This is a genomic window from Klebsiella sp. 10982 (genome assembly GCF_048589245.1).
GTDB classification, from domain to species: domain Bacteria; phylum Pseudomonadota; class Gammaproteobacteria; order Enterobacterales; family Enterobacteriaceae; genus Klebsiella; species Klebsiella quasivariicola.
On record NZ_JBMAXV010000002.1, the window covers coordinates 284,513 to 308,588 of the forward strand.

A 24,076-nucleotide genomic window follows, 5' to 3' on the forward strand; every position below is an offset into this window, starting at 1 on the left:
GGCATTTTTGCCGCGCACCGTGTATAATAGGCAAAGCTATTCAATTTTCTGCAATCTGTTACTTATAACAGATTGATTATCCAAAGATTAAGGTGATTTAAATCATGGGATTCAAATGCGGTATCGTCGGTTTGCCCAACGTCGGCAAATCCACCCTGTTCAATGCGCTCACCAAAGCGGGTATTGAAGCGGCCAACTTCCCGTTCTGTACCATTGAGCCGAACACCGGTGTCGTACCGATGCCCGATCCGCGTCTGGACAAGCTGGCGGAAATCGTCAAACCGCAGCGCATCCTGCCGACCACAATGGAATTCGTGGATATTGCTGGCCTGGTGAAAGGCGCGTCCAAAGGCGAAGGTCTCGGCAACCAGTTTCTGACCAACATCCGCGAAACCGAAGCTATCGGCCACGTGGTTCGCTGCTTTGAGAACGATAATATTATCCACGTCGCGGGGAAAGTGAATCCGGCGGAAGATATCGACGTGATCAACACCGAGCTGGCGCTGTCGGATCTTGATACCTGCGAACGCGCGATTCACCGCGTCTCCAAAAAAGCCAAAGGCGGCGATAAAGACGCGAAAGTTGAACTGGCCGTGCTGGAGAAATGCCTGCCGCAGCTGGAAAACGCCGGTATGCTCCGCGCCCTGGATCTGACTAAAGAAGAGAAAGACGCGATCCGCTATCTGAGCTTCCTGACCCTGAAGCCGACCATGTACATCGCGAACGTCAATGAAGACGGTTTCGAGAACAACCCGTACCTCGATCAGGTTCGCGCTATCGCCGAACAGGAAGGCTCCGTCGTAGTGCCTGTTTGCGCCGCGGTTGAAGCAGACATCGCCGAGCTGGACGATGAAGAGCGTGACGAGTTCATGGCTGAGCTGGGCCTCGAAGAGCCGGGCCTGAACCGCGTGATCCGCGCCGGTTACGCCCTGCTTAACCTGCAGACCTACTTCACTGCGGGCGTGAAAGAAGTTCGTGCATGGACCATCCCGGTCGGAGCGACCGCGCCGCAGGCAGCCGGTAAGATCCATACCGACTTCGAAAAAGGCTTTATCCGCGCGCAGACCATCGCTTATGAAGACTTTATCGCCTACAAAGGCGAACAGGGCGCGAAAGAAGCCGGTAAAATGCGTGCTGAAGGTAAAGACTACATCGTGAAAGATGGCGATGTGATGAACTTCCTGTTCAACGTCTAATTCGCTTCTGTTGTCTCATGCGATCTCAGTAAATCGCATGAGGACTGGAAAACACAATAAAATCCACGCACTTGCGTGGATTTTTCTTTTCATAATGTCTCAACTCATCTCGTAACAACGCTATCAAAAATGAGTACATGGATGAGTACAACATTCTTCCATCTTCATTTTAAGTGAGTACAATAACGGTATAATAAATAAACAAGGCCCCGTTATGCTCACTGATACGCAATGCCGTACTGCCAAACCGAAAGAAAAACTCTATCGACTCAATGATTTCAACGGTCTCTACCTCGAAGTGAAACCCAATGGCAAAAAGGCATGGCGCTATCGGTTTAAACTCAACGGTAAATCCAGCATGTTTGCGCTAGGTGAGTACCCGGTGGTCAAACTTGCCGAAGCTCGCGAAAAATGCGAGCAAGCGCGAAAGCAGGTCGCGGATGGAGTTAGCCCGACACAGGCTCGCCAGTTAGATAAGATCCGCAAGGTCAACGACGCATCCAACACCTTTGAGCTGATCGCTAAAGAGTGGTTGCAGATGAAAGACTGGGCCGAAATTACCAAAACGCGGCGACTGGATATGCTCGAACGAGTGGTTTTCCCTGCAATCGGTAAGCTCCCAGTCAGAGAGATCACTCCACATCACATTCTTAAAATTCTTCAGGAAACGGCTAAGCGTGGCGCTCCGACCGTTGCCGCTGAAGCCCGCCGCGCCATTTCATCCGTTTTTGAACTGGCGGTGGCGACGCTCAGAGCAGATAGCGATCCTGTCTGGCCAGTGCGTAAGGCGATTCCGGCGAATAAGACACAGCACAAACAGGCATTAAACCCACAACAAATCGGGAAGCTATTAAGCTGTTTTGATAACAGTCGTGGCTCATACCAGGTTAACTATTGCATGTGGCTCATGTGGTGGACATTAGCGCGTCCTGCAGAAGCCACCGAAGCTGAATGGACAGAGTTCGATCTTGATAACGCCCTGTGGACCATTCCGGCAGCGCGGATGAAAGCCCGCAGAGAACATGTTATTCCCCTCCCCTCCCAAGCCGTCAACATGCTCAGAACGCTACAGGGATTAACCGGGCAGCGACAGCACCTTTTTCCAGGCAGGGATAATCCGCTAGGTCCAATGACATCACACTCTCTGCGTCAACTACTTAAAAGCCTCGGCTGGAGCGGTACTTATAGCCCACATGCAACCAGAACCACAGGAAGTACCCGCTTAAACGAGATGGGCTATCGACCTGATGCTATTGAGGCCCAACTTGCTCATGCTGACACCAACAATGTTCGTCGCACATACAACCATGCGACTTATCTTGATGAGCGTAAAGTGATGATGCAGGAATGGGCTGATATGTTGGACAAATGGGTAGCAGGGTTCGAGTAGAACTTGCTGCACTTAGTGAACCACGAGGATAGAACTCATTCCTCAGGGTCCACTTTTGTGCCAAGAGCGGAAGTTCCTAACATCATACTGCATTCGTTTAAGGGGAGCAGATCACATCAACATAGCAGCTTTGCTGCCAGAGGGGACTTCCAACTGTTCTAGAAATTTCTTATGTCGTGAATAAATTTTATCGACCACTCCAGTGTGAATAATCTTCCAGGCCGAGGTATAATCTTCAATACCTCTAAATTATCAATAAAACAGTAGGTTGCAACCATGTTAAAAATTACCGGTTTAGACAAGCTACAAAAAGAGTTGAAAGTGGCCCAGTTGGCACTGAGTGAGTTGGATGGAAATTTAGGTACTGTACATTTTGACCCCCAAGATCCAGCCAGTATTGAAAATGCAATTCAAAAAATAAATCAAATAGTTGACGAACGTGTCTCTCAATACTCATCCAATTCGATTATTGGTCAATTGGCCGAGCAAATGAAGCAAGCATATCGTGAAAATTTGATCCAAAAAGCCACAGAGTTCAGAATTAAAAATAACGAGGAAAATTGATGTCAAAAGATATATTTGCAGATATTAATAATGTCGTTCTGGACTTACAGGCTTCACAGGCACAAACCTATGAACGTCCTTTAAAAAAGCTTGCTCAACTTCTAAAACATCCTGATCTTGAGCCTTACAATAAAGACTTAGTTGCAGATCTTGACTTAGAGAGTTTTCTTGAAAAGAGCGCACAATCTGCGAGTTCAATGGTCGGAAGTGCAACTCTTGACTGGCCAGAAGATCCCAGAAAAGAGCTAGGCCTAACACTACTTTTAATCTGGAAATTAGGTGCAGATCCTAGCTATGCCGTCCACTTCAGTATTAATTTTTTCTATTCTGGTAAAAAAATCATCAGCAATATCCATGCGCTCACCGGTCAGTTAATCATTCCCTTTATTCGGGACTACAAAAACTACATTCAATCGAAGGGAATTCCCCAGACCATGTTAACTCCCCCTCTATCTAAGAAAGTATTTATTGTTCATGGTCACGATGAGGGTTCCCGTGAAAAAGTGGCTCGCTTTCTGGAACGCCTTGGTCTGGAAGCAATTATATTGCATGAACAGGCTAATCGGGGACGAACTGTTATTGAGAAAGTTATTGAATACGGCAATGTGGGATTTGCGGTTGTCCTACTTACCCCGGATGATGAAGGGTGTGTAAAAGGTGGTACGCTTGAACCCAGAGCACGCCAAAATGTGCTTCTGGAGTTAGGTTTTTTTATTGGTCACCTTGGACGGGATAAAGTCTGCGCCCTTAAAAAAGGAGCAGTAGAAATACCCAGTGATTTCGCCGGTATTGTTTGGGAACCGATGGATGATAATAATGGATGGAAGCAATCTCTTTCTCGTGAACTCGAGGCTGCTGGTCATGTAATCGACTGGAACAAAGTGATGCGTTAAAGCACCATGTAATCATCATAGGTGCTTACAGGAGGACTGGCAGTTTCTGCAGTGAAGGCTATTATTCACGGTAACATCTTTGTCAGTCCCCCAGCGCCTAGGACTCGGAATGAACAATGTAACTCAGCTCAAAGGTTCGAAGCTTTGCTGGGCTTGACTTTTCTAATTCGTCGCTGATTAAGCTTCAGTTTTCCATCTCCAAGAACATACCGCCCAGAATGTACCGCCAGCCAGAACTGTAATGTAATAATATGATTGTTGATCAAAAGCTTGCACAGGCTTTTGCGTAATATTCCATTCCAGGGATAAGACCCGAGCCCGGCACTGTAAAGGGAAAAATGTTTAAATTCTCCCAATCGCCAACGCCAGTAAGACTTCATTTCGGTTTTCGCATGCTCAATGGCATTACAGTTCCATAACTCTCCCCAACGTCGCACCCATTTGTCATTAAGCAACCAGTTATATGTCAGGTGGGACCTTATTGAATCAAAGGGTTGCTGTTGTTGCCCCCCGGCTAACGTAATGATGCATTGAAGGAACTGCATTTCGGTAATTGAAAAGAATATACCGCGCTCAGAAGCCTCCACAAGCTCCTGCCGAGGAATTTGATCTAAGTAAACAATCAGGACAGATTGGTCCAGATTTACCAACTCAATTCTTTGCTGGTAACGAATACCGTGTCCAGACGCTTCAAAATAAAGTTTAACATTCTCTACCAGAATTTCTTTTGCCCGAAAAGCTATACAGGATTTTACCGTTTCATGATCGGCAGGACTAGAAAGCCGCAACGAGTACTCCAGGTGCTCACCAAGTGGTTCCCAACGCGCTCCTAACCGAAGGCGACTAGCTTTGTACTCGTGAGATTTTTGATAGGTCTTTAGTAACCATAACCGAGTAATTTTGCCCCATATCCACTTTAAAAGGCGTCCAGCTAAACTCCAAGGCATTGATACGTTCATATATCTCTCCGTATTTTGGGTCCTATGCTTTCATCTTTCCACTAAGAAAAATAAAGGTTTTACATATTTTTACTGTCCTTCACCTCTGGCCTGCTCCCCGTTGATTAATACATACGTGATGTTAGTAATACCTTTATCAGCTGTGAAAATAATTGCCAAGTTCCGCACCTCGCTCAAAGCAGACCCAATAACCACGTAGCCTGTCCGTTGCGTGCCAGAAGCGGACCTTAGGAAACTATCCGTAATCTTCAGGCCGATTTGTATGTTTATACCTTGCAGGACTACTAGGAGTTATTGAGATTTGATAGTCGGTAAATAGCTAGCGACAATACCCCCATATATTATTCAGTAAAGATAATTTATAACTACAAAATTGGGAGAAGATTCCACCTATGCCTGTATATATTTTTAGAATGGCTATTTCATATGAAATGAACGCCAAAATAATTTGGATCATGTTTTTTATGTCTACATTTTTTTGAAAATTTCATTTTCAATACTGACTATCACTTTCCTCACCCATGAATTTTCGCCAACAGACATAAATTAAAAAATCTCATTACGCATCCATTTCAGCATAGAACATTCTCAAAATAAACTCTCTAAAGTGGTGGTGGGATTTAAGGAAATTGACGCCTAAGTATGGCATATCTCCATGAATAGGATGATTTTCCAAGCCGTTATTTTTACAAAAATCATAATCTAATTTAAGAATGTCAGTATAGAGATGTCGTATTAAACCTGTAGACCTAATAGCGAAGTTTTTACAGAAAACATCCTCAAGTAGTGACCTTTGATAGAGTTCCCAATTCATAAACCCATATTCAACGTGGACGTATTTTCCATCTGTATTTCTAGTTGTGAGTTCAATTACCTGCCTACCTATACGATATAACTGAGAGTTCCATATACGATGCAGGCCACTTAGTACATCAATATTAGCCTCATATAGTTCTCCTTCACCTAGCTTACCAATTAGTTCAGATATGTGAGGAGTGTAATCATTTGGGTCTGGAATATCATCATAGTTATCGTATTCTGTGGATAAATGCTGGACGCTCCCGACAGCATAAGGATTCATGCCAACCAGTACTAATGAATTCGTAAAAGGTAATACCTGAGATAATTCAGGCCATAACTGAGAACAATAAGCAAAACCATGAACTCCAGATTCTTCCATATACTGAGCTGCAAGGCAGGAAATGTTATCAAATTGACTAACAAATGAATGTAAAAGTTCTTCTCCTTTAGCTGCACCCCATCGCTCTGCGTCATATTCCCAGGATAATTTACAGACACTAAAATTATCTTCTCTGAATGCAATATTTGAGAAGGTCGCTAACTCTGTTTGATCAGGAATCCATAATTCAAGTTTAAGAGAGGTGATATTAAGAGGATCAGAGAATGTTGGAATTAAAGTAATGATATCCCTATTGTCAAATATTAAACTTTGGATGACAGCATCACGTGCTATTCTGGTTTCCATTGGTGATATTAAAATATACACACTGTCATTTTTCGTCATGGATGGAAATAATGTTGTCATATGGTTTGAATATGCTAACAATTCAGTGAATGCTTGCCTTTCAGTTTGTTCACTTTTTTTAAGCTCTATGACAGCAAGCCCAGTATCATCACAGAATATAGCCAAAAAATCGGCTCTAATTGTTGAGTTTGAATTTTGTTCTAAAGGAACTTCACAGCCGATAAATTCCAGTCCATAAAGCTTAGAGTGAAGATTGGATAGTTTACTATTTATTCTGTTTTTTATTAGCAGTTGTGCTGTTACATTAGAGAGATCTTCGTTGAATTCAATTATCTCAAGACCTGCAGGTTCAATAAGCAGGTCGGGGAAATTGTTCCTATTTTCCCATATATGATTTTGTATTTCCTTTTCTGTGAATTTAATCATTTATCAACCCTTATTATTACTTATATGATTGCCATCATCTTAATGATTATAAAATCATGTGCAATTAATTTTATTTTTTTCAAGTTACGGCCTTCAGTGTTCCCTAAGGTACTGCTTCATATGTAATTATGTCTATACTATCTCAGCTAGTAAGGTTATATACAAAATTTTGCTGTCGGAAATGTGATCATGGCGATAAATCAACATGAGAGTTTATCTACATTGTACATATTTAAAGCATGAGCAGATGTGAGTGAGAAACTAGAGCATACTGAAGGTTCTCCTGCTCACTGAGATTACACAATTTTACTGAGTGGATGGCGTTGCATCGACCCGTTGAACTCACAGGTCATAGCAGACATTATGCTTCTCTCGGACAGAATTAATTCCCTTGCCGTGACAATTATGATTAGCTATGTATAGCACGTTGCTTCATGTCTCTTTCTTTATTGCTATCTTCGATTGACTCAATTGACGCTATTTTTTCTTCAATGTATTGTGGTGGAAGTGAGGCCTCCCTAGCACCAACTAATACGTGATTAACATACCAAGAGTAGGGTTTTTGGTTATTGTCTATTTTCGTTGCCACATAGGTTACTGCCGTTACTAAAGATCCATCAGAAGCTGTAACAGTTATTTCTTTCTGATTGTAACCATATCCAAGCCCCTCTGCCTTATCTAAGGCTGGCTTTTCCTTTGGATCAATTTTGAACAAAACGCCGTAAATGATGTTGACAGCGTTTTTGGTTAAATATGCATCACATTTTCCAGAACCGTCCTTGCTAGGCTTGTGAAACCTTAAGTCGTGTCCTCCTAGCGCGAAGCATCCAAGAGCCTCTGCACTGGGGACTCTTTCTCGTAATCGAGAAGTTGACATGTTAGATCCGTAAGCGAAGTAGTGCATAGTTTTCCCGCAAAATTAAAAATATCTTTGGTGGATTATATATTCATACAGTTCATCCAATAAAATTGCTCTTATCTATTAATTATCAATATTTTAAGAGCTGAATGTGGCGGATACCGTCAGCTCCTAGCTCATCAGGGACAACCATACTCAAATTTCCCACATTGCAGGAGATTTGAATATGAACACGTTACCGTGGAACAAGGACCGTATCATTGGCCAAAAAAGACCACTTCAGATATCTCGTATCTTGGGGATTCGAATCAGGCTTGAACTGGAAGGTAAAACGCGCAATTTGACTCTGTTCAATATGGCCTTGGACAGTAAGCCAAGAGGCTGTGAGCTGGTAAAACTCAAAGTATCTAATGATACGTTAGAGATATCTGAATCGATTGAAGTCTAGGGTAGTCAGGGCTGCAACAGCAGCCCTGTGCCAGGCGCAGACGTTAACGACCAAGCATTGGCGGCAATTGAGCGCAGCGCAATTGCCGTTCGACTGCAACTCCGTTCTATGTGATTACTGCATTGATTCGTTTATATCTTTGGGTAAAGGCCTCTCTGCCACCTTCCATCACTCGGCATATCTCATCGCGTATGGAAGGTTCTTGAAGACCCCCTTGCGTCACAATTCTGGTTTGGCCAGACCGAATATCAAGGGCAATGACGTTTTCCGCGTCACCATTCACGACGATGTTAGCGTTGTGCGTGACCACTAAAACCTGCCGTTTTTGTTTGATCTCACGCAATTGCGTCACGATCAGATCATAGATCAAGTGGTTATCAAGATCATCCTCAGGCTGATCAAGTACAAGAGGCTCATTGCCATATGAAAGGATAAATGCAAGGAGAGCTGCCGTTTTTTGACCCGGAGATCCTTGCTCTACGGGTTTGAAACTCTCGCCGTTCTTAAGGCTATATCTGATATCCAGAGAATCACCTGGAAACCAGCATTGAATTCGATCTATCTGTTCCGGAGTTAGCCCCTGAATGTGGGATACAAAACGTCGATCTTTGCAGGAATCCACCGCTATAGTATCGTTTTCATGGATTGCAAGTAGCGATGATTTTAATTTCTCAATTTTATCATCCATTGTTTTGGATTGGTCTTGCGTTAAATAAGCCAGCAAGCCCTCATCCCCGTCAACAACCCCAATGTCGCGGTCAAATCCGCCACTACTGCGGCCGATCAGGTTACGGAATTCTTCCTCAACCGTAAGCTTGTTTCCAAACGGAATGACATTGATCTGTACATATGAATTGCCGACGAGGGTATCCTTGAGAAAGTCCTCACGAAGCTTGGTTATCAATGCTCGATGCTCATGGAGCTTGACCAAGTATTCTTCAGCGCTCTTCTGATGCTGCGTAAGAGTTTCTCTCTTTTTGTCGAATCCCTTGAGCTTATCTTCGAAATCTTGTCGCTGCTTAACCAGAACACCATATGCAGATGGATCACCTGCGTCTGCTGCGCTGAGTTGACCGAGGAGGCCGGTGTATTCCTGGCTCGCCGCTGTAATTCTTTTCGATATTCCCAAGTCTGGCCGCGCTTGATTCCATGAGTTCTTCACATCATCAATCCGCTGCGCGATCGAGTTCATCTCTATCTGAAGCTTCTCAAACGTCGCACGGATGCCCTTGACGGTATCGAAGAGTTCTTTGTCATCCGTATTTCCAATGTCGAAATATTGTAAATCCAATTCTGCTGGCAGTAGGCTTCTAGAAATATCTCGGACCTGTTCGGCGGAACCCTCCCAAGTCGTTACCCAAGAGTCCATAGCCTTACTCTGGTTCTGCCTGAGCTGGTAACCCTTAAGGACATCCGCGTGGCCCGCCTTTTCAAAAACATCGAGTTTGCGTTTGACGTCTTCAAGCTGACCTTTAGTTACCGATTCCTCCTGAAGCCCGGCCTGAACTTCACGCTCCTGGGCGCGAAGCGAGAGATATTTGGAAACCAATTCGTCCCACTTAAGCTGCCAATCACGATGATTGACCACCGGAGCATCATCGACAACCTGCAAGAGTGCTTGGGGATGCTTTGCCAATTCGAATATCTGTTTCTGGCTGTAAATCCTGACAGGAAATCGTTGTGCTATGTCTCCCTCGGAAGCACACCAGACTCCGGGAGCGGTCTCTTCCTCGATGTCGTATATGTCGTCGGTATTAGACCATGTGATTCGAAAACGGCCACCGTCTTTTCGAAAGCCTACAGTAATTTTCGTGGAATCTTTTAACAGCCCTTCATCTTGGCGGTCTTTCGAAGTTTGACTGTATTTGGTAAATTCCTTTTCAAGGCTCTTGGGGATTTCTCCCTTCCGTTTAAGAGCAATCCGCAGGAATTCCAACGAAGTCGATTTCCCAGTGCCTCGTCCACCAATGATAGTGTTAAGCCAGGGGTTCAATTGACAAGATAAAGATTGGCCTCGCCCTAAGTACTTCGCATCATCAACCACGATACTTTCGATGGCGAGTTGTCCATGGATATTGGGGTCACCAGTGAAGTTGTCCGACCGCTTCAGTGAAAGAGCCCCATCAATGAGCGCCAGCCGTAATCCGTCATAAGATGGCTCCGACATTTTTACCCAAGTAAAATGGCTACCCGGGTAGCGTTGATTTCCGGTACCGGACGGATGATGGGAATCGGTTCCAAGAACCTCTGCCCAATTCAAATTCTTGCCAATGTAGAGCTGCGGTTTTGATTTAGCAAGGTCCGTTACTTCCATAGCAAAAACACATTTATTGTCAAGCACCTGCTCTAGTGTGTTGCCCGTACAGACCGTAAAAAGTCCGCTAGCCTGATCTACATGAGCAGGTATTGCAAGCCCTCCTGACCTAGCAATTTCGTCGATCACCTCAACTGCCGAGCATTCAGAGCAGCCGTCGCTCTTTCCTTTGGTGGCGCGATACCTGACCGCACCAAGCAGTGAGTCGATATCAGAGGTTGTCTTGTCTTCTCCGAAAATGGCCAGAATATGGATATTCCCCTGAACAGTAAGCTCAACGCCTGGGAATAAGTAGAGTGGTCGATAATCCTCATGACTCTCAGATGCCAGTTCCTTGAGTGCCTGCTTGAGCGGATCAATCCAGGCGCCTGAATTATGGTCCGTCACAGCAACACAATCGATGCCTTGTCGCATGTAGTTGAGCAGCCAATCTTTATGAGTGATCTGCATATACTGGCCCTGATTAGGGCCTTTTCCATAATCGTCCGATGCCGGAGTGTGATTATGGAAGTCGAATTTCCACCACCGAGAACCAATCCAGTTCATTTGTACCGTTCCTGTTCTTTTTATTAGTGCGGCTGCGCGAGGTCGCTAACTTTGCAAACTAGATTACCTTGTAAGGTTGGAAAGTCCAACGTCCGCTGTTCGCTGTGAGTTCAAAGCGGACGTGGATCACTTGCTGGATATGCACATCGTGCTCCAATGCGCATATCCCATTATGATTGACAACGTAATACGCCCTTATCAGAGATCGCAGATAGTTAAATTCAAGAAAGTAAGCTAGTCCTTCACCTTCATCGTGAAACCCCGCCAGTCAGGCAGTGAAAGCGTGCCCGTTGCCACTACCCCATCGTGATCGAGCATGCAGACACGACCAGGGTTCAGACTGACTACCTCACGGATATACGCCTGCTCCACACCACAGATCATAAACGCCAACAGTGCCTTATTTCGCGCATATTGCTGATGGTGAGTCTTTTCACGCTGATACACCTCACTATTTAGATCCAGTATTAATCCGACTTCATTAGCGTACCTGTGATAGTTCCGCGGTGATGAACAACTCTTGCGGTGTGTGCCATGCACACGTTCCAGCAATGACTCAAGCGCAGATTTCAATGGACTGATATAACGGTTCCACCAACGCAAAATCTTTAGCGCCTTTTTTTGGCTGTTACCGCACCACTGATACACTTTTTCCCCAAGGCCATCATTAACACCAATAGTCACACGCCCAATTCTGTAGGTGGTGGTATGGACCATCTTTTTGCACTGTTTACGGGTCAGCCCGGTATGTTCCATCATGGTTTTATATATCGATGACTTCACACGATAATCGACGTCATACTGTCTGAACAGATGGTTCAGACAGGCCAGATTGCACGCTTCGATGTCATAGTTGAGTAACCCGGTCCGAAATTTAGCTTTGAACTCATTGGGCAGATTCTGGAAAGCTTGATCATAATACCGCCCTCCAAACGTCAGACGATAATGATGGTCGTAAGTGACATATTGTCCCTCAATTCTGCCATTGTAGAGATGGTTAAGGCTGCGTATACCTGCGCGGTAATAGTGATCCGGCTCACGGCTACGCAATTCCTTCACAAACTGTATACTCATGCGCCCCCGCCCAACTTTGGCCAAGAAGTCCTTTTCCGTTTGTTTTAGGGCCGTCTGGCGTTTCTCTACATCTATCGCATGCCCAGGAGCTTTCCCGTTCCCCTGAAGCAGAGCTCTAAAACTAACAGACTCACCTGTATCCGCATCAACCAGATTTAACTTACCCCTGGCAGACTCATCACACACAGGCCGCAGGGGATTGAACAGCCATGCATTGGCTTTACGCTTGTCCGGGTCTTTACTCGCTTTCCCTGCACGAAATTCAATATCCGGCTGTGTCGACAGGAAATCGACCAGCGTGGACATGAAGCTCCTATCCTGGTAACTAATTTCACATTCACTTAGAAGGCTGGCGTAACAGCTACGGATATCCCGGACAGTGCATATAGTCCACCCATCATCGTCTGCCTCCAGCCATATGTGGGCTAGGAACCGGCGCAATGTCTGCCGGCGGGTGACAGCCCATTGCGTATCTCCCACCACACAGTCCGTTAATTCAGTAATACGGTCATAAACCCACTTCGGGATCTTCACTGGATAATCCTTTTCAGTACTCACGGCCCCGTCTCAGCATGGTGTTGTTGCATCAGCTATTACATTGAACATTACGCGGACTCTTACGCAGACCATTTCACCAGTTTTTAAGTCGGGCAATTTGAAAGTCAAAACCCCAGTCGCGAGGATGGGCTCCGCCCATGATTTGCTCCACTCCGGTCGCAAATCTTTCCCCCTGTTCAAGCTAACGCCTTCCCTCACTCGCTGCACTCGTTCGCCGTGTCGTTTTATGACAGGAGAAGGGGATGAAGCCTCCGTAGTGCTACATGTCCCCAGGCTCTCCGTTGCGCTCAATGGCAATGGTGCTCGCTGACCGCTCCCCCCATTGTGTGTAGAATATTCACTGGCAGAAACGCAGAAAGTCCTTGCAGATGCGCTAACCCGTCAGTTGATGGCAAGGATCGGGTGCACAGAGGCATCCGTAAGACTCTGCAGAAAACAGACAGTTACGCTAAAACCGGGACAGTTGGAATTTTAAAGTGCATCAGTGCCAGCAGAATCACAGGCGAGCGCTGCAGTTTTACAACAACGAAAATGCAGTGGTTGCCAGTGTTACCCGTCGTTCCACTGCAATTTGATCAACAACAAAAGTGCATTGCAGTGGCTGCATTACCGGGAAATCAATGCACTTTCCCTGGGGTTGCCCAAACGAAAAAGAAACGGCACCTGTTCCCAGTGAGTCCAGGGCCAGTAAACTTTTTAACAGTGTCCGACCTTTCAATGGCGCTACTCTGGACTTAACAAGAGCGTCTTTATCAGTCAGTGTATAATCCGTTGTGCGCCAGGCGGGATCCAGGGCGCATGAAAGTAGCCTGGCGGGGTCTTTATACCTGGGCACGATCACCGGCGTGTTAACTGTCGTCTCATCAATAAATTCCCCACTACTTCGCGACATATGCGCTTTTAGCCCCTTAATCAACGTACTGTCATTGGGCAGGAACAAACTCAACTGTGGAACCCAGAAAATACGCGCTTCTGGGCCATCAGGCATATGGCGCATCATACTAAAGGTGCCTGTGGCCGGACCGGCGTACCCCAGTCGGTTAAGTACCCGGCTTATCCTCTGCTTATAACGACCAATTTGCGCCCTGAGCGCATCGGTGTTCTTCCATGGCGGCGGAGTTTGCGTATCCTTGTTGAAAAACAGGACCACTCCCACATATTCTGCTGAATTCCCCGGCAGGACATGCAGCATAGCCAGTTGCGCCAGAATGCGTTCCCGCTGGCAATGCGGGCATATAAGACTGTTGCATGGAGATCCGTTTCTGCACTGCCTGAGTTTTTGAGCAATGATGTTGTAGCAGCGATTGCTGCCTTTCAGTTTATTTAGTAAATGAATAAGACGCTGCAATTCATGCTCACTTTCCTGCTGCGTAATAATAGTGGGGAATGCTTTACTTAAAATCTCAAGCCTTGACGGTGCGTGGCGAATGTAATCCGGGTCTGATGTTCTGAAGTAATAAGATTCGTTCATTTAATATTCCTGGTTGTATTCATTACCCTGCCACCTGAGTAAAGCAACAGGGTAATGTGTCCGGTTTTTATTCAGGCAAAATTGCTATATCCTGTTAAGTATTAAAAAATATCCTGATGCCGTTCAACTAAGTCATTTGCAGTCCAGCCAGATGAATATTCATCATCAGTCGGCCTTAAATAATCTAAATTTAACGTCGTATGACCCGATAAACTATTCCCCACCGAAACGCCCTGATAATGTAATTGTTTAGCAGCGTTACATTGCGCACAGGCTCCACTTCCACATGGAATGTATTTACACCTGTCAAGAATACACGCTATTTTACCGTATATGTTGCACTCATCCTCCCACCAGTGCTCCCCTCTTTTGATGGCATCAGACAAAATCCGTGCAGATACCCGGTTAAGCTTACGTATCCGCAACTGTTGTTCCCTTAATATGGCAGCGGTAGTACGTTTCGATAACCCAACCTGTTTCCCCATGGTTTCAAACCAGGGGACTGCTATTTCTTTCGCAGAACTTGTTTTAGCTATTATCTCTTTCATTTTATTCTCCCGCCTGCATACGACTGTTAACCCAGTTATTGATATCACTCTCCAGCCAACCCACCGCCCGGCCACTGTCGCCCGTTAGCTTCTTTGACAAAGGAAAGACTCCTTTCGAGATGAGTCGGTACAACGTCGCTGACGAGATCCCCGTCAGATGAAGAACCTCTTTTTTACGCAAAATACGGTTGGTGTTCATGCTTGTGCTCCTTTGAGCTGTTTCAGGAGCGGGGTTATTTACAACCACCAAAAAACGCAAGGATTCACTCAACGATGCCTTCGTTGAGCACTTTAAGGGCATCTTTAATGTGGATGTCATTCGAGATCATCTATTTCTGTCTCCAAAACGGTCATATAAAGAAGCAATTTTCACTGAGGCTCAATGGTGATATTTTGTACAAAATGCTCTCATGGAGGTGACTATGATTGGTAACCAAAGCAACAAGGCTGACGCCAGATGCCACCGGGAACGGAAAAGCAGTAACGAGGTCTTTGAATTTCTGGAGAAGAAGCTCTATCTGGGGCGGGATACCCGGCAAAAGCTGGCACTGATTGCCCGGAAACTGACGGGAGCGGGTTTTAGCCCGGATAAATTCGCTGCAGAGAAAGCGGCGGATGTGCTGAGTGCCTGCGTGAACCACATGTTTAATGACCTGCTCAATGAGGGAGAGCTAAACGGGATTTATAGGTCGGAGGAACACCCCATGATAGTCCCGGCCAGGTCCCCTAAGGCACTGGAAATCTACACTGTTTACCAGCTTGTAAAAGGTCGTTTTGACAAGCTTCATACGGGGGAGTCAGATTGTGAGAAATATGCTTCGGTAGCAGAAAAACTTAATGGGTATGGAATATGGAAACCCCGGTTAAAACGACTCTCTGACGGTAAAGAATGGGCGCGTGAGGATGTTGCGTGGGTACTTCAGCCTGAAAATATCAATGCACTGATTAACGTCCAGAATCAAAAGTACGCGCGGTTGAGTGCTGAAGATAAAACTAAAGCCGCGTCTGGAAACGGCTCAAAAGCTAAAAACACCTGATGCGTTTGCTGGCGCTGACTTTCATGCTCTCACCACGACAGTCATAGCGGGTTGTCGTGGATATGTCGCTGTGGCCTGCCAGTTGGCGGACGGTGTTGATATCCACGCCCTGCTCCAGTAAACGGGTGATGAAGGTGCGCCGCATGTCATGTGGGGTGAAACGTGCAATACCTGACGTCTGCTGTAAATCAGCCAGGATACCCGTTAACCCGGTCGTAGTCAGCGGCTGGCTTGCGACCTTACCGTTGCGCTGAATTCGGCTGAACAGTGCGCTGTGAGCCTCGTCTGCGCCAACTTTCAGCCATGCGCGGATAGCCTTATCCACTGCATCCGCCACGTGAATTTCACGGTATTTACGCCCCTTTCCCTGTCTGACCGTGAGAACACCATTGTCATAGTCCCGGCGCTCAAGTTTAACCAGTTCCCCGGCCCGCAGGCCTGTTCCGCAAAGTGTCAGCACTATAGCGACATCACGGTAGCGCCGTACATGCTGCGGATGCTGTTTAGCGGCCTGAATCAGCGCCCGGATTTCCTGCCTGTCTAATGCCCTTCCCTTACGCTGGATATCGCCGCTCACGCGCTTAACAGACCGGATACGTGCCATCGTTTCGGCATCCATGCAGTTGAGGTAAAAGGCCGTCTGCGCCACGCCCCGCAGTGCTGACAGCGCCATGTTCACCGACGACACGGCGTAACCGTCATCCAGCAGTGCCGCACGTACTTTAGCGACGGCGGCGTAGTTAAGTTGTTCCCACGGGTAGTCTGCTGCATCCGTACCGCGTTTAAGTATGCTGGCGCTGCGGTTTAACAGGCTGGTGATACCTCTGCGCCCCGAAGGAGCCAGACCGCCAGTATACGCATCGAACACGGTGGTTTGCACCACCGGCACGACCTGACGCAACGCAGCCCTTCTCATGCGCCTAACCCGCAATAACGTACATTAAACCAGGTAACTTTCAGCATTACACCAGCCCTCGCTCAGCCATCGACACCGTTTCAGTCCCGGCCACGATAAAGTGATCAAGTAACCGCACATCCAGCATTTCCAGTAGCTCCTGAAGCTTTTTGGTCAACTGGATGTCACAACGGCTGGGTTCAGGCTCGCCGCTGGGGTGGTTGTGGACAAGGATGACTGCGGCGGCGTTATGTTTCAGCACACGCTTAATAACTTCACGGGGGTGAACGCTGACCGAGTTTAACGTACCCCTGAACATGATTTCCTTGTGCAGCAGCTGATTCTGATTATCGAGCAGGATGATGCCAAACTCTTCATGTTCAAACGGTGCCAGCTCAACCATTACGCACCGTCGAACGTCATCAGGGGAACAGAGCTGAACCCCACGCTGGTAATACCGGCTGATAATGTCACGCGCCTGGTCAAGGATACGGGTTTCACGCTGGGTAAATAGGGTCATTTCAGAACTCCCGTTCAATGAAGTAAATGGCGTCAGGAAACAGCTGGCGGCGGGTTACGCCAGTACGCAGGGAGAATGTTTTGCGGGGCATGGTGGTTCGCCCGTTGCTGTCAAAGAAGCAGAGCGTTTCTTCATCTATTTTGACCAGAAGGGACCAGTGAAACTGGTCGCTGAGCATAATCAGGCGGGAGTGGTCAGTGACGTCAAGAAACCGCTTCATTTCCCTGAAAAGTCGCCCGTCCGATAACCCTCGCTTCCCTGCAAAGGGTCTGGTAATTTGAACCGGGAACTGGCGGCTGTAATACCCTTTCTGCAATACCTGAGCTATCAGCCAGTCTAAACGGTCTTCTTCAATCCCTTCAGTCAGCCATTCATGCAAAGGCCAGCGCTGCTGATAAGCCTGAATAAGTCGATTCATTAACGGGCGTCGTTTCACTCTGCCGTCATACAGCCAGCTCAGCATGTTAACCACGCAATAAGCTCCGCAAAGACAGTCCAGTTCGCCCTGTTGAGACGCACGTATCCCTCTGTCAGTTCTCACAGATAATTCCCCATAAAGTAGTGATAGTTAGTGCAGAGGGATTAACTTTCCCACAGGACGGTAATGGTGTAGACGTTCATGGCGTGATACTGAATAAAGTTGGATTGCCAGAGTTCAAACAGCTCCCTTCCGGCGTTAACAGGCAGGTCACCAACATAAGCAAGAAAGACATATTGCTGACTCCAGCTGATATCAATTTCCTTTTCCAGTTCGGGGTATACCACTCCCATATAACTGAAGTCGGTAATGTAATCAAAATACCATTCGTCATTGCGAGAAATAAGCCGTATTTCGACAGGATGGTAACCGCCATTTTCAGCGCTGTAACTCAGGTCTTTAAATAACAGACTGACGGCTGTAATTTTGGCTTTATGCGGCGGTGGATTTCCCGCTTCATTTAATATGATATTTATTAATTCCTGATCGACGGGCATAGCTAGCCCTTCCTGACGGATAACACTCATCGTTTTTATTCCGGTAAATATGTATTTGAATTGATGATACAAACAAATAATTGCCCATACTGACTCTTCAGACGATAGACGTCCTCTCATCAGGATAGAATAATAAAATGAAATGCTAAGTTGCAATCAGTTTGTATCAGCTACTGGACAATATGAAACTATCCAGCAATGTTATTTTACCAGGGTCATGCTTTTAATGCAAATAATTTCACCCGGAAACTATTTTTTTGTTTTTATTTTATAAACTCATCTAAAAACATAATTAAGCTTTTCCTCTTAGGGTTATCCAGCTTATTCCAGACTTGCTCGAGTCGTTGTTTTAATTCAACGTCAAGCCCAGTGGCATAGTTAATCGGGATATCAGAAACATTCAAATCCTCCATACAATCAATAAAGAACCAGCTTATTGGAGTTTTTAAAGCAACAGCAATTTTGACTAAATGAGCAATATTGATCTTATTCGTTCCGCGTTCATAGCGGGAAAGTTGTTGTTGAGAGATATCGATAGTCTCTGCAAGATCGGCAGCAGTTAGCCCTGCTTCTTTACGTCTGGTCTGAATACGCTGCCCTACCAGCTTATCAGCTGAATCTGCCATCAGTTTAACCATCACTTTATCTCCAGAACGTCCATAAGAGGAATTCTGGGGCTTTTTTACTCTTGCATGAACATCACTAATGGACATAAAATTAACTATCACATCATTTATAGACAAAGATACCTGCAACCGAACAACTAAGCTGGATTGGAAGCCCACTCAGTTGAGCAGCAGAGCAAAGGTGGCAAAAAGGAGAACATTGTGGCAACCACCATTACTGAGATAACGGAATGCTTTGAATATTTTTTCAGTTCTCTTTATCGCCGGGAGTTCGTCAAAACACTGCGTCTGAACGAATGTAGCGAGCGGGAATTACTGCCTCTGGTACGTTGCTATTTGCTGGGTTGGTTTGCAGATAACGTCTCACCGGAAGTAAAAAGTAAACTGCCAGGAACTGTATCCGGGCACGGTTACATTGATTTTGTCATTGATGATGTAGCCGTTGAGTTTGCAGTACGTAAACCAACTGCGGCACGTTCCAATGTCTCCGCGACCGTCAACAGTACAGAAGTAAAGAAATTGATGAAGCATGACGGCAAAGCCTTACTTGTGCTATTTGACTTCTCTGACACGCCCTACTCAGAAGAACAGATCGAATCTTTCCGCAACTGGCCCTCTCTTGGTCGAGGGAATCACCGCAAGTCCGCATTCAACGTGGTTTATTTCTTTGTGGAAAAACGCAGACCGCTGGCACTGGGGAAAATCACCAAAAACATCCGTATCACTTATCAGGGAATTAATTAATGAACAGAAAACTGTTGGCCTTATTGATGGCAGCCATGACGCTTCCGGCTGCGGCAGCGCAGTACGTAAAACCCGGAGCGGTTCTAACCCTGCATCCGGGGCAGAATAACGCTGAATTCAACATTAATGCCTCAACAGGAGACGGTTCAGGCGTATGCAATATGGAGGGAACGGCACAGCAAATAGCTGTCGGAGAAAGCCAGAAACGTCGCTGGGCCTGGAATGACAATACCAGCCAGTGTGTTGCAGTAATTAGTGAACTAAAAAACGGTAAAGCCAGCTTTATGACTCGTGGTTGCGAGGGATACTGCGGGGCTTCTGCGGCAGGCGCAATGGATGGTCTATTTAATAAGAAATAAAAATATCGTTAATTAACGAAGGAATCTTAGATGAAAAAAACAATGCTTCTGGTATTAATAGCGGCTGGTTTGCTGACTGGCTGTGGCGAGAAAACACCAAAATGTAGTAGTGATGACGCTAAAAATCTGGTCGTGGATATTGCCAGAAAGACAATCGAGAAGGGAATGACACTGGATAAGGATGTTCGGATTACAGTAGAAAATGTCAGAACAATAAGCCATGAATCAGGGCTTGATGTTTATCAGTGTGCCGCTGATTTAACGTTCACAAAACCTGATCTTCAAAATTCTCTGCCAATCACCTACCGGATACAAAAAACAGATGAAGGTAAGGGCCAGTTTTATATAAACGTATCTGGATTATAATTACCGTAGTTAACATCAGAGTTCCTTTTGGGTGAGGTAGATCATATTTTACCCAAAAGGAATCACTATGAAAAGATTATCATGTTTACTAATTATAATTAGCACCGCCTTTTCGTAGTTCGTTGAACTCAAGTCAAGCAGGTCAGAAATCCATACTCCTATGTATTGCATCTTTCATTATTAACATCAACCTGAAAGACATATACAGAGCGACTAATTTTTATTATTCTGTTGGTAACAAGGATTTATTTTCATAGTAGTTTACAAGAGACTGTTCTGTATATGATGCCAAGCAGATCTACACCGAGGAGCGAACGCTGATGACCTTGAGAGCAACAAAACACCTTCTTATAATTAAAACAGTAGTTAGTTCACAAAGTTTTATCGAAAAATTCAGCACCCGCTTCAAACACAAATCCAAAATGCTGTGAACAAATATTAATCACAGCCAATACAATTAATCTATGGATAGTAATCTATGCACTATAAGTTGATAGAAAAACAATTATGCAATTCGTAACGTGGCGAAGGTAAAATATACAGACATTTAACACATCGGTTATTTAACCATTAAACCCAGAGCTAAAAAGTTATTCAACCATTGATTAAGAATTTAAAATTTCTTGCTACTGGGATTAATTTCTTCAAAAAATTAATACGCTCATCTAGAGACATTTTGGACTCCGCATATATATGCATGCTAACCCCCTCCTGAGAGTTTTCAGGCAAGACCCCTTCTACTATACTCGTATATTCATCTATTAACCGTCTAACTTCATCAAACATTTTTTCAACACTTGTTTCTTTAATTATATTTTTTCTAAAAACAATAGATTTATCCTCATTGTCAAAGTTGAAGAAAACAAAGTATGCTTCCTTTGTATCTTTTATTTTAAACAACTCCAACAACTCCTTATTTTCTCTTGGCTCCCTCCAGACCGGAACCATCATTCCCATTGAACCTCGTGGCATGGGAGGAAATTCATCCTTTCCCTGAGAAGCCTTTATACAATATATATTCCATTTCTCCCCTGACCTATCATGCAATGCTTCCCAATAGTGTTCATCTTCAATCAACTTTCTCATCGATGCATTGGCATTGGTATATATAAAAACTCCAAATGCATTATGAAAAAGCTTGCCTTCATAGTCTTTTTCTGCTATTTGAATAAGCCAATTAGCCATGCTTTGGTTTCCTTTCTTAATATTGGAATTATATTTTTATATCAGGGGAAATATCATGTTGAAAAACAAAGTTTTAAACAGCATCACCTCTGCATACTACATACCTTCTAAATACACCATTTTTTCCTATAATTCAAGAGATTTCAAAAAAAAAACGAACTTTGATGACGCTACCTTCTTTCATGAGTTCCTTCATTTTATACAGGATGTCACACTCCCGTACCTGCTAAGACAGGCAACTGCTTCAAGTCTTGAACGCCATTACTTTTCATTATCAGCATGCCATGCTCAAAAAATCACCGCTCCTTTTTATAACTGGCCAGGTGATTATCAAACTCTGTCTCAGCAATATGATTTCACTTGGGGGAATCAGCAGGCCATTGAAAATTTTGGTACAATAACCAGCCATGAAAAAATCTCAGAGCACTCAATTAATGATATTAATGTACACAAGTATGAATTAACTTCATCCACTGGTATGAAATGTACTCTTAGCGCAAAAGATTTAATTGAATTCATCACGCGTAAGATCGAAAACAAAAGATGGAAAGAGAAACACTATTACGACATTCCTTATAAAATTGTCGACATTGTGTTAGATTATCTTGGTCTTGGTGAAATATGCGACTCAACCAAGATATTATTAATTGAGTTTTGTTTATATAATGACAATCCTGTAAATCAGCTATTCTTCATTGCAAAAGATCATAAACATGAAATAATAAAGGCAGATGATAATAACACTGCCTACGATTTTTTCAAATTGTATCAATGGAGATCACGCGGTAATTTCTCTGAGAATGTATTATCAAAGTTGTTAAGGCGAAAAAAAAGTCACTTAGAATACTTTAAAGTGTGTTATGGTGAAGATACGTTTGTAACTATTCGTGAATGGCTTCATCACGTTTTAACTTACAAGTTTAACGATGATAATAACCTTTTCGTTTTCTACTTTTTATTTCAGTTAGATCCCATGAAACTCAAATTTACACTTGAAGATTATCTTACTGAAATTGGAATACCCGTATTAATAAATGAAGCGGGTGAACATATATCGATGACTCCAGTCAAATTCACATCCAATAGCTTTATTAACTTTTATGTTGAAAGCTTGCTAATTCAATCATTACAAGATGGAGACTGGATGTGTCCTTTATTAAAATATAAAATGTGCCCCGGAGTTAAAAATAATTACATATGGTGCAAAAATGATTTCCTTAATATACTAGCATCTAGGCACCCATGCTTAATGACCGAGACATTAGATAAGATGAATTTATCTCACCTGCCAATCATTAGAATTAACCCTATTGATTTTTATGAAGCATAAGTCGGAGCCATAGATAAAAGGATAAAAAATCTATAATTATGATAACATGTGAAAAAACCTCATACCACTTACCGTATCGGATCTTTAAACACTATATAGATTAAATAATTTTTTATATTCCCCCCGGCAATAAGGATGTGCGCCCCATCAAAGGATAAAAAGTAGGGCAGCATAAACACATTGAAATTAATGAACTATACAATTAACTTATCCAAGTAATCAGCCCACACCTGCAACCACTTCCGACACTCTGCATCATACTTATACAAATTATAAATACCTTCAACACCGCCACGCGTATGCCCCAATACGGCCTTTGCAACTTCATTCGGGCATTGCAAGCGTGACAGCCCTGTTCCCACAGTACGCCGCAAATCGTGGGGCTTCCAATGGGGTATATTAAGCATTTGGCCGCTTTCACGTAAACGCCATGAATTCTCGGTCAGGTACTTCTGCTGGATTGGCTTTTTAGTCGCCCGCGAAGGAAATAGATATTTGTCGGAAGTAAGGCGTAGTACCTTAAGAAAGTCGATCGCCTGATTCGATAACTGAACGTAGCGCTCTACCCCTGTCTTGGTTTCCCGCAGATGGATGGTGCCTTTCGGCCCCATCCAGTCGATCTGACGTAACATGTTTACCTGTAGTGCTTAAAACAGCAAATGAACCTTACCCAGTCCTCAGGATGAAAAGTATGTCTGTAAAGTTTGAATTTGTGTGAAAGGGCACATGGCACTCAGCTATGTAATGCTAAATAAGTACGCCAGTAAGTACGCGGGAGAGAAAGCAGCAGGATTATATGCAGATGAAAAGCTATAAATTATTGATTTAATGGTGACAATGGGAATTAAACAACCTGCACAAAGACCTTGACTTTTTAATGGTTTTGTTTTACTTGTTGTTTTAACATAACCCAATAAGTACCCCCAGATGTCAGAATTCCGCACAGTTCTTTTTTTAGTGGCATTCAAAAGTATCAGATATCAGCCTTGATATCTGGAATCATTCCTGTGGCATCCGGGGTTACTACTGGGTCGAATTCACGTTCACACGTTCATGCAGCCGCCATAGATTTCATCGGGTGCATTAGAGCGTTTAATGCTGAGTTGCTATACAAAGAGTTTGCTTCATCATCTTGCTTACTTAGGGACCAGGGGCATATCCCCAGCCCAAAATGAGCGGTTCGCACTGTCGATTATCTCGCGAGTGAGCACCGACTCTTCCACGATGACTTGCAAACCAATGCCGCTACGATAGCCAGATTGAATGCGGTAGCCAGGAGTAACTACAGGCGGATTGTCACGCATGAC

The 24,076-nt window shown here is 44.5% G+C and carries 23 protein-coding genes and 2 pseudogenes; 10 read left to right on the plus strand and 15 right to left on the minus strand.

The genetic code is table 11. The features are described 5' to 3' along the window. Window positions 1–104: 104 nt before the first annotated feature. The 4 genes from ychF to ACKLKD_RS02990 all read left to right on the plus strand — a co-directional run bounded on the left by ychF (window position 105) and on the right by ACKLKD_RS02990 (window position 4,043). Window positions 105–1,196: a redox-regulated ATPase YchF gene (ychF, locus tag ACKLKD_RS02975; RefSeq protein ID WP_025711990.1), complete on the plus strand. Its 1,092-nt coding sequence runs from the start codon at window positions 105–107 to the stop codon at window positions 1,194–1,196. 214 nt (window positions 1,197–1,410) lie between these two features. Next, window positions 1,411–2,586: a tyrosine-type recombinase/integrase gene (locus ACKLKD_RS02980; protein WP_087805147.1), complete on the plus strand. Its 1,176-nt coding sequence runs from the start codon at window positions 1,411–1,413 to the stop codon at window positions 2,584–2,586. A gap of 276 nt (window positions 2,587–2,862) precedes the next feature. Further along, window positions 2,863–3,150, plus strand: coding sequence for a hypothetical protein (locus ACKLKD_RS02985; protein ID WP_080924324.1), 288 nt, complete (start codon window positions 2,863–2,865; stop codon window positions 3,148–3,150). Beyond that, window positions 3,150–4,043 carry a TIR domain-containing protein gene (locus ACKLKD_RS02990; protein ID WP_080924325.1) on the plus strand — a complete coding sequence of 298 codons (894 nt, stop codon included), beginning with the start codon at window positions 3,150–3,152 and terminating at the stop codon, window positions 4,041–4,043. The genes ACKLKD_RS02985 and ACKLKD_RS02990 overlap by 1 nt, the downstream gene beginning before the upstream one ends. 128 nt (window positions 4,044–4,171) lie before the next feature. Here ACKLKD_RS02990 and ACKLKD_RS02995 read toward each other — a convergent pair whose 3' ends face one another. From ACKLKD_RS02995 to ACKLKD_RS03005, 3 genes are all read right to left on the minus strand, one after another. Next, window positions 4,172–5,002: a hypothetical protein gene (locus ACKLKD_RS02995; protein WP_052454926.1), complete on the minus strand. Its 831-nt coding sequence runs from the start codon at window positions 5,000–5,002 to the stop codon at window positions 4,172–4,174. Window positions 5,003–5,561: 559 nt separating this feature from the next. After that, window positions 5,562–6,914 (minus strand): hypothetical protein, encoded by a 1,353-nt coding sequence (locus tag ACKLKD_RS03000; protein WP_080924327.1) that lies wholly within the window; start codon window positions 6,912–6,914, stop codon window positions 5,562–5,564. A 409-nt stretch (window positions 6,915–7,323) separates the two neighbouring features. Next, complete coding sequence (locus ACKLKD_RS03005) at window positions 7,324–7,818, minus strand: gamma-glutamylcyclotransferase family protein (protein ID WP_072042585.1); 495 nt, start codon at window positions 7,816–7,818, stop codon at window positions 7,324–7,326. A gap of 181 nt (window positions 7,819–7,999) precedes the next feature. Between ACKLKD_RS03005 and ACKLKD_RS03010 the strand changes: the two are divergent. Beyond that, a pseudogene (locus tag ACKLKD_RS03010) lies at window positions 8,000–8,185 on the plus strand (integrase); the annotation flags it as partial. A gap of 142 nt (window positions 8,186–8,327) precedes the next feature. Here the strand turns inward: ACKLKD_RS03010 and ACKLKD_RS03015 are convergent. The 5 genes from ACKLKD_RS03015 to ACKLKD_RS03035 form a co-directional block, all read right to left on the minus strand. Next, entirely contained in the window at window positions 8,328–11,081 is a 2,754-nt protein-coding gene (locus ACKLKD_RS03015; RefSeq protein WP_040211554.1) for a TrlF family AAA-like ATPase, read from the minus strand. Window positions 11,082–11,315: 234 nt separating this feature from the next. After that, window positions 11,316–12,461: a hypothetical protein gene (locus ACKLKD_RS03020; protein WP_223862109.1), complete on the minus strand. Its 1,146-nt coding sequence runs from the start codon at window positions 12,459–12,461 to the stop codon at window positions 11,316–11,318. Between the two features lie 769 nt (window positions 12,462–13,230). Continuing rightward, a complete protein-coding gene (locus ACKLKD_RS03025; protein ID WP_080924330.1) occupies window positions 13,231–14,184 on the minus strand; it encodes a hypothetical protein in 954 nt (317 codons plus the stop codon). 101 nt (window positions 14,185–14,285) lie between these two features. After that, on the minus strand, window positions 14,286–14,732 hold the full coding sequence (locus ACKLKD_RS03030) for a hypothetical protein (RefSeq protein WP_045911238.1): 447 nt from the start codon (window positions 14,730–14,732) through the stop codon (window positions 14,286–14,288). 1 nt (window position 14,733) lies between these two features. Next, window positions 14,734–14,931, minus strand: coding sequence for a helix-turn-helix transcriptional regulator (locus ACKLKD_RS03035; RefSeq protein ID WP_001357429.1), 198 nt, complete (start codon window positions 14,929–14,931; stop codon window positions 14,734–14,736). A gap of 223 nt (window positions 14,932–15,154) precedes the next feature. Here ACKLKD_RS03035 and ACKLKD_RS03040 point away from each other — a divergent pair, with 223 nt between their 5' ends. Next, complete coding sequence (locus ACKLKD_RS03040; RefSeq protein WP_087805140.1) at window positions 15,155–15,769, plus strand: hypothetical protein; 615 nt, start codon at window positions 15,155–15,157, stop codon at window positions 15,767–15,769. On the opposite strand, the gene ACKLKD_RS03045 is transcribed toward ACKLKD_RS03040, so the two are convergent. From ACKLKD_RS03045 to ACKLKD_RS03065, 5 genes are all read right to left on the minus strand, one after another. Next, entirely contained in the window at window positions 15,756–16,685 is a 930-nt protein-coding gene (locus tag ACKLKD_RS03045; RefSeq protein ID WP_040211783.1) for a tyrosine-type recombinase/integrase, read from the minus strand. The genes ACKLKD_RS03040 and ACKLKD_RS03045 overlap by 14 nt on opposite strands. A gap of 46 nt (window positions 16,686–16,731) precedes the next feature. Next, window positions 16,732–17,184 (minus strand): RadC family protein, encoded by a 453-nt coding sequence (radC, locus tag ACKLKD_RS03050; RefSeq protein ID WP_087805138.1) that lies wholly within the window; start codon window positions 17,182–17,184, stop codon window positions 16,732–16,734. A 1-nt stretch (window position 17,185) separates the two neighbouring features. After that, entirely contained in the window at window positions 17,186–17,647 is a 462-nt protein-coding gene (locus ACKLKD_RS03055) for a hypothetical protein (RefSeq protein WP_080924347.1), read from the minus strand. Window positions 17,648–17,766: 119 nt separating this feature from the next. Continuing rightward, window positions 17,767–18,159, minus strand: coding sequence for a DUF2787 family protein (locus tag ACKLKD_RS03060; RefSeq protein WP_080924331.1), 393 nt, complete (start codon window positions 18,157–18,159; stop codon window positions 17,767–17,769). Window positions 18,160–18,422: 263 nt separating this feature from the next. Further along, on the minus strand, window positions 18,423–18,797 hold the full coding sequence (locus ACKLKD_RS03065) for a helix-turn-helix domain-containing protein (RefSeq protein ID WP_022645563.1): 375 nt from the start codon (window positions 18,795–18,797) through the stop codon (window positions 18,423–18,425). A 189-nt stretch (window positions 18,798–18,986) separates the two neighbouring features. On the opposite strand from ACKLKD_RS03065, the gene ACKLKD_RS03070 reads away from it, so the two are divergent. Genes ACKLKD_RS03070 through ACKLKD_RS03080 form a run of 3 tightly spaced genes read left to right on the plus strand, consistent with a single transcriptional unit; the run spans window position 18,987 to window position 20,254 of the window. After that, the gene (locus ACKLKD_RS03070) at window positions 18,987–19,529 is read left to right on the plus strand and encodes a hypothetical protein (protein ID WP_080924332.1); all 543 of its coding nucleotides are present in this window, start codon (window positions 18,987–18,989) and stop codon (window positions 19,527–19,529) included. Continuing rightward, window positions 19,529–19,888: an acyl-CoA dehydrogenase gene (locus tag ACKLKD_RS03075; protein ID WP_080924333.1), complete on the plus strand. Its 360-nt coding sequence runs from the start codon at window positions 19,529–19,531 to the stop codon at window positions 19,886–19,888. The genes ACKLKD_RS03070 and ACKLKD_RS03075 overlap by 1 nt, the downstream gene beginning before the upstream one ends. Before the next feature lie 30 nt (window positions 19,889–19,918). After that, complete coding sequence (locus ACKLKD_RS03080; protein ID WP_071701100.1) at window positions 19,919–20,254, plus strand: hypothetical protein; 336 nt, start codon at window positions 19,919–19,921, stop codon at window positions 20,252–20,254. A 594-nt stretch (window positions 20,255–20,848) separates the two neighbouring features. Here ACKLKD_RS03080 and ACKLKD_RS03085 read toward each other — a convergent pair. Next, window positions 20,849–21,439 carry a hypothetical protein gene (locus ACKLKD_RS03085; RefSeq protein WP_071701099.1) on the minus strand — a complete coding sequence of 197 codons (591 nt, stop codon included), beginning with the start codon at window positions 21,437–21,439 and terminating at the stop codon, window positions 20,849–20,851. Between the two features lie 55 nt (window positions 21,440–21,494). Between ACKLKD_RS03085 and ACKLKD_RS03090 the strand changes: the two genes are divergently transcribed. Continuing rightward, the gene (locus ACKLKD_RS03090) at window positions 21,495–22,769 is read left to right on the plus strand and encodes a hypothetical protein (RefSeq protein ID WP_087805136.1); all 1,275 of its coding nucleotides are present in this window, start codon (window positions 21,495–21,497) and stop codon (window positions 22,767–22,769) included. A gap of 194 nt (window positions 22,770–22,963) precedes the next feature. On the opposite strand, the pseudogene ACKLKD_RS03095 reads toward ACKLKD_RS03090, so the two are convergent. Further along, a pseudogene (locus ACKLKD_RS03095) lies at window positions 22,964–23,371 on the minus strand (tyrosine-type recombinase/integrase); the annotation flags it as partial. Window positions 23,372–24,076 lie beyond the last annotated feature (705 nt).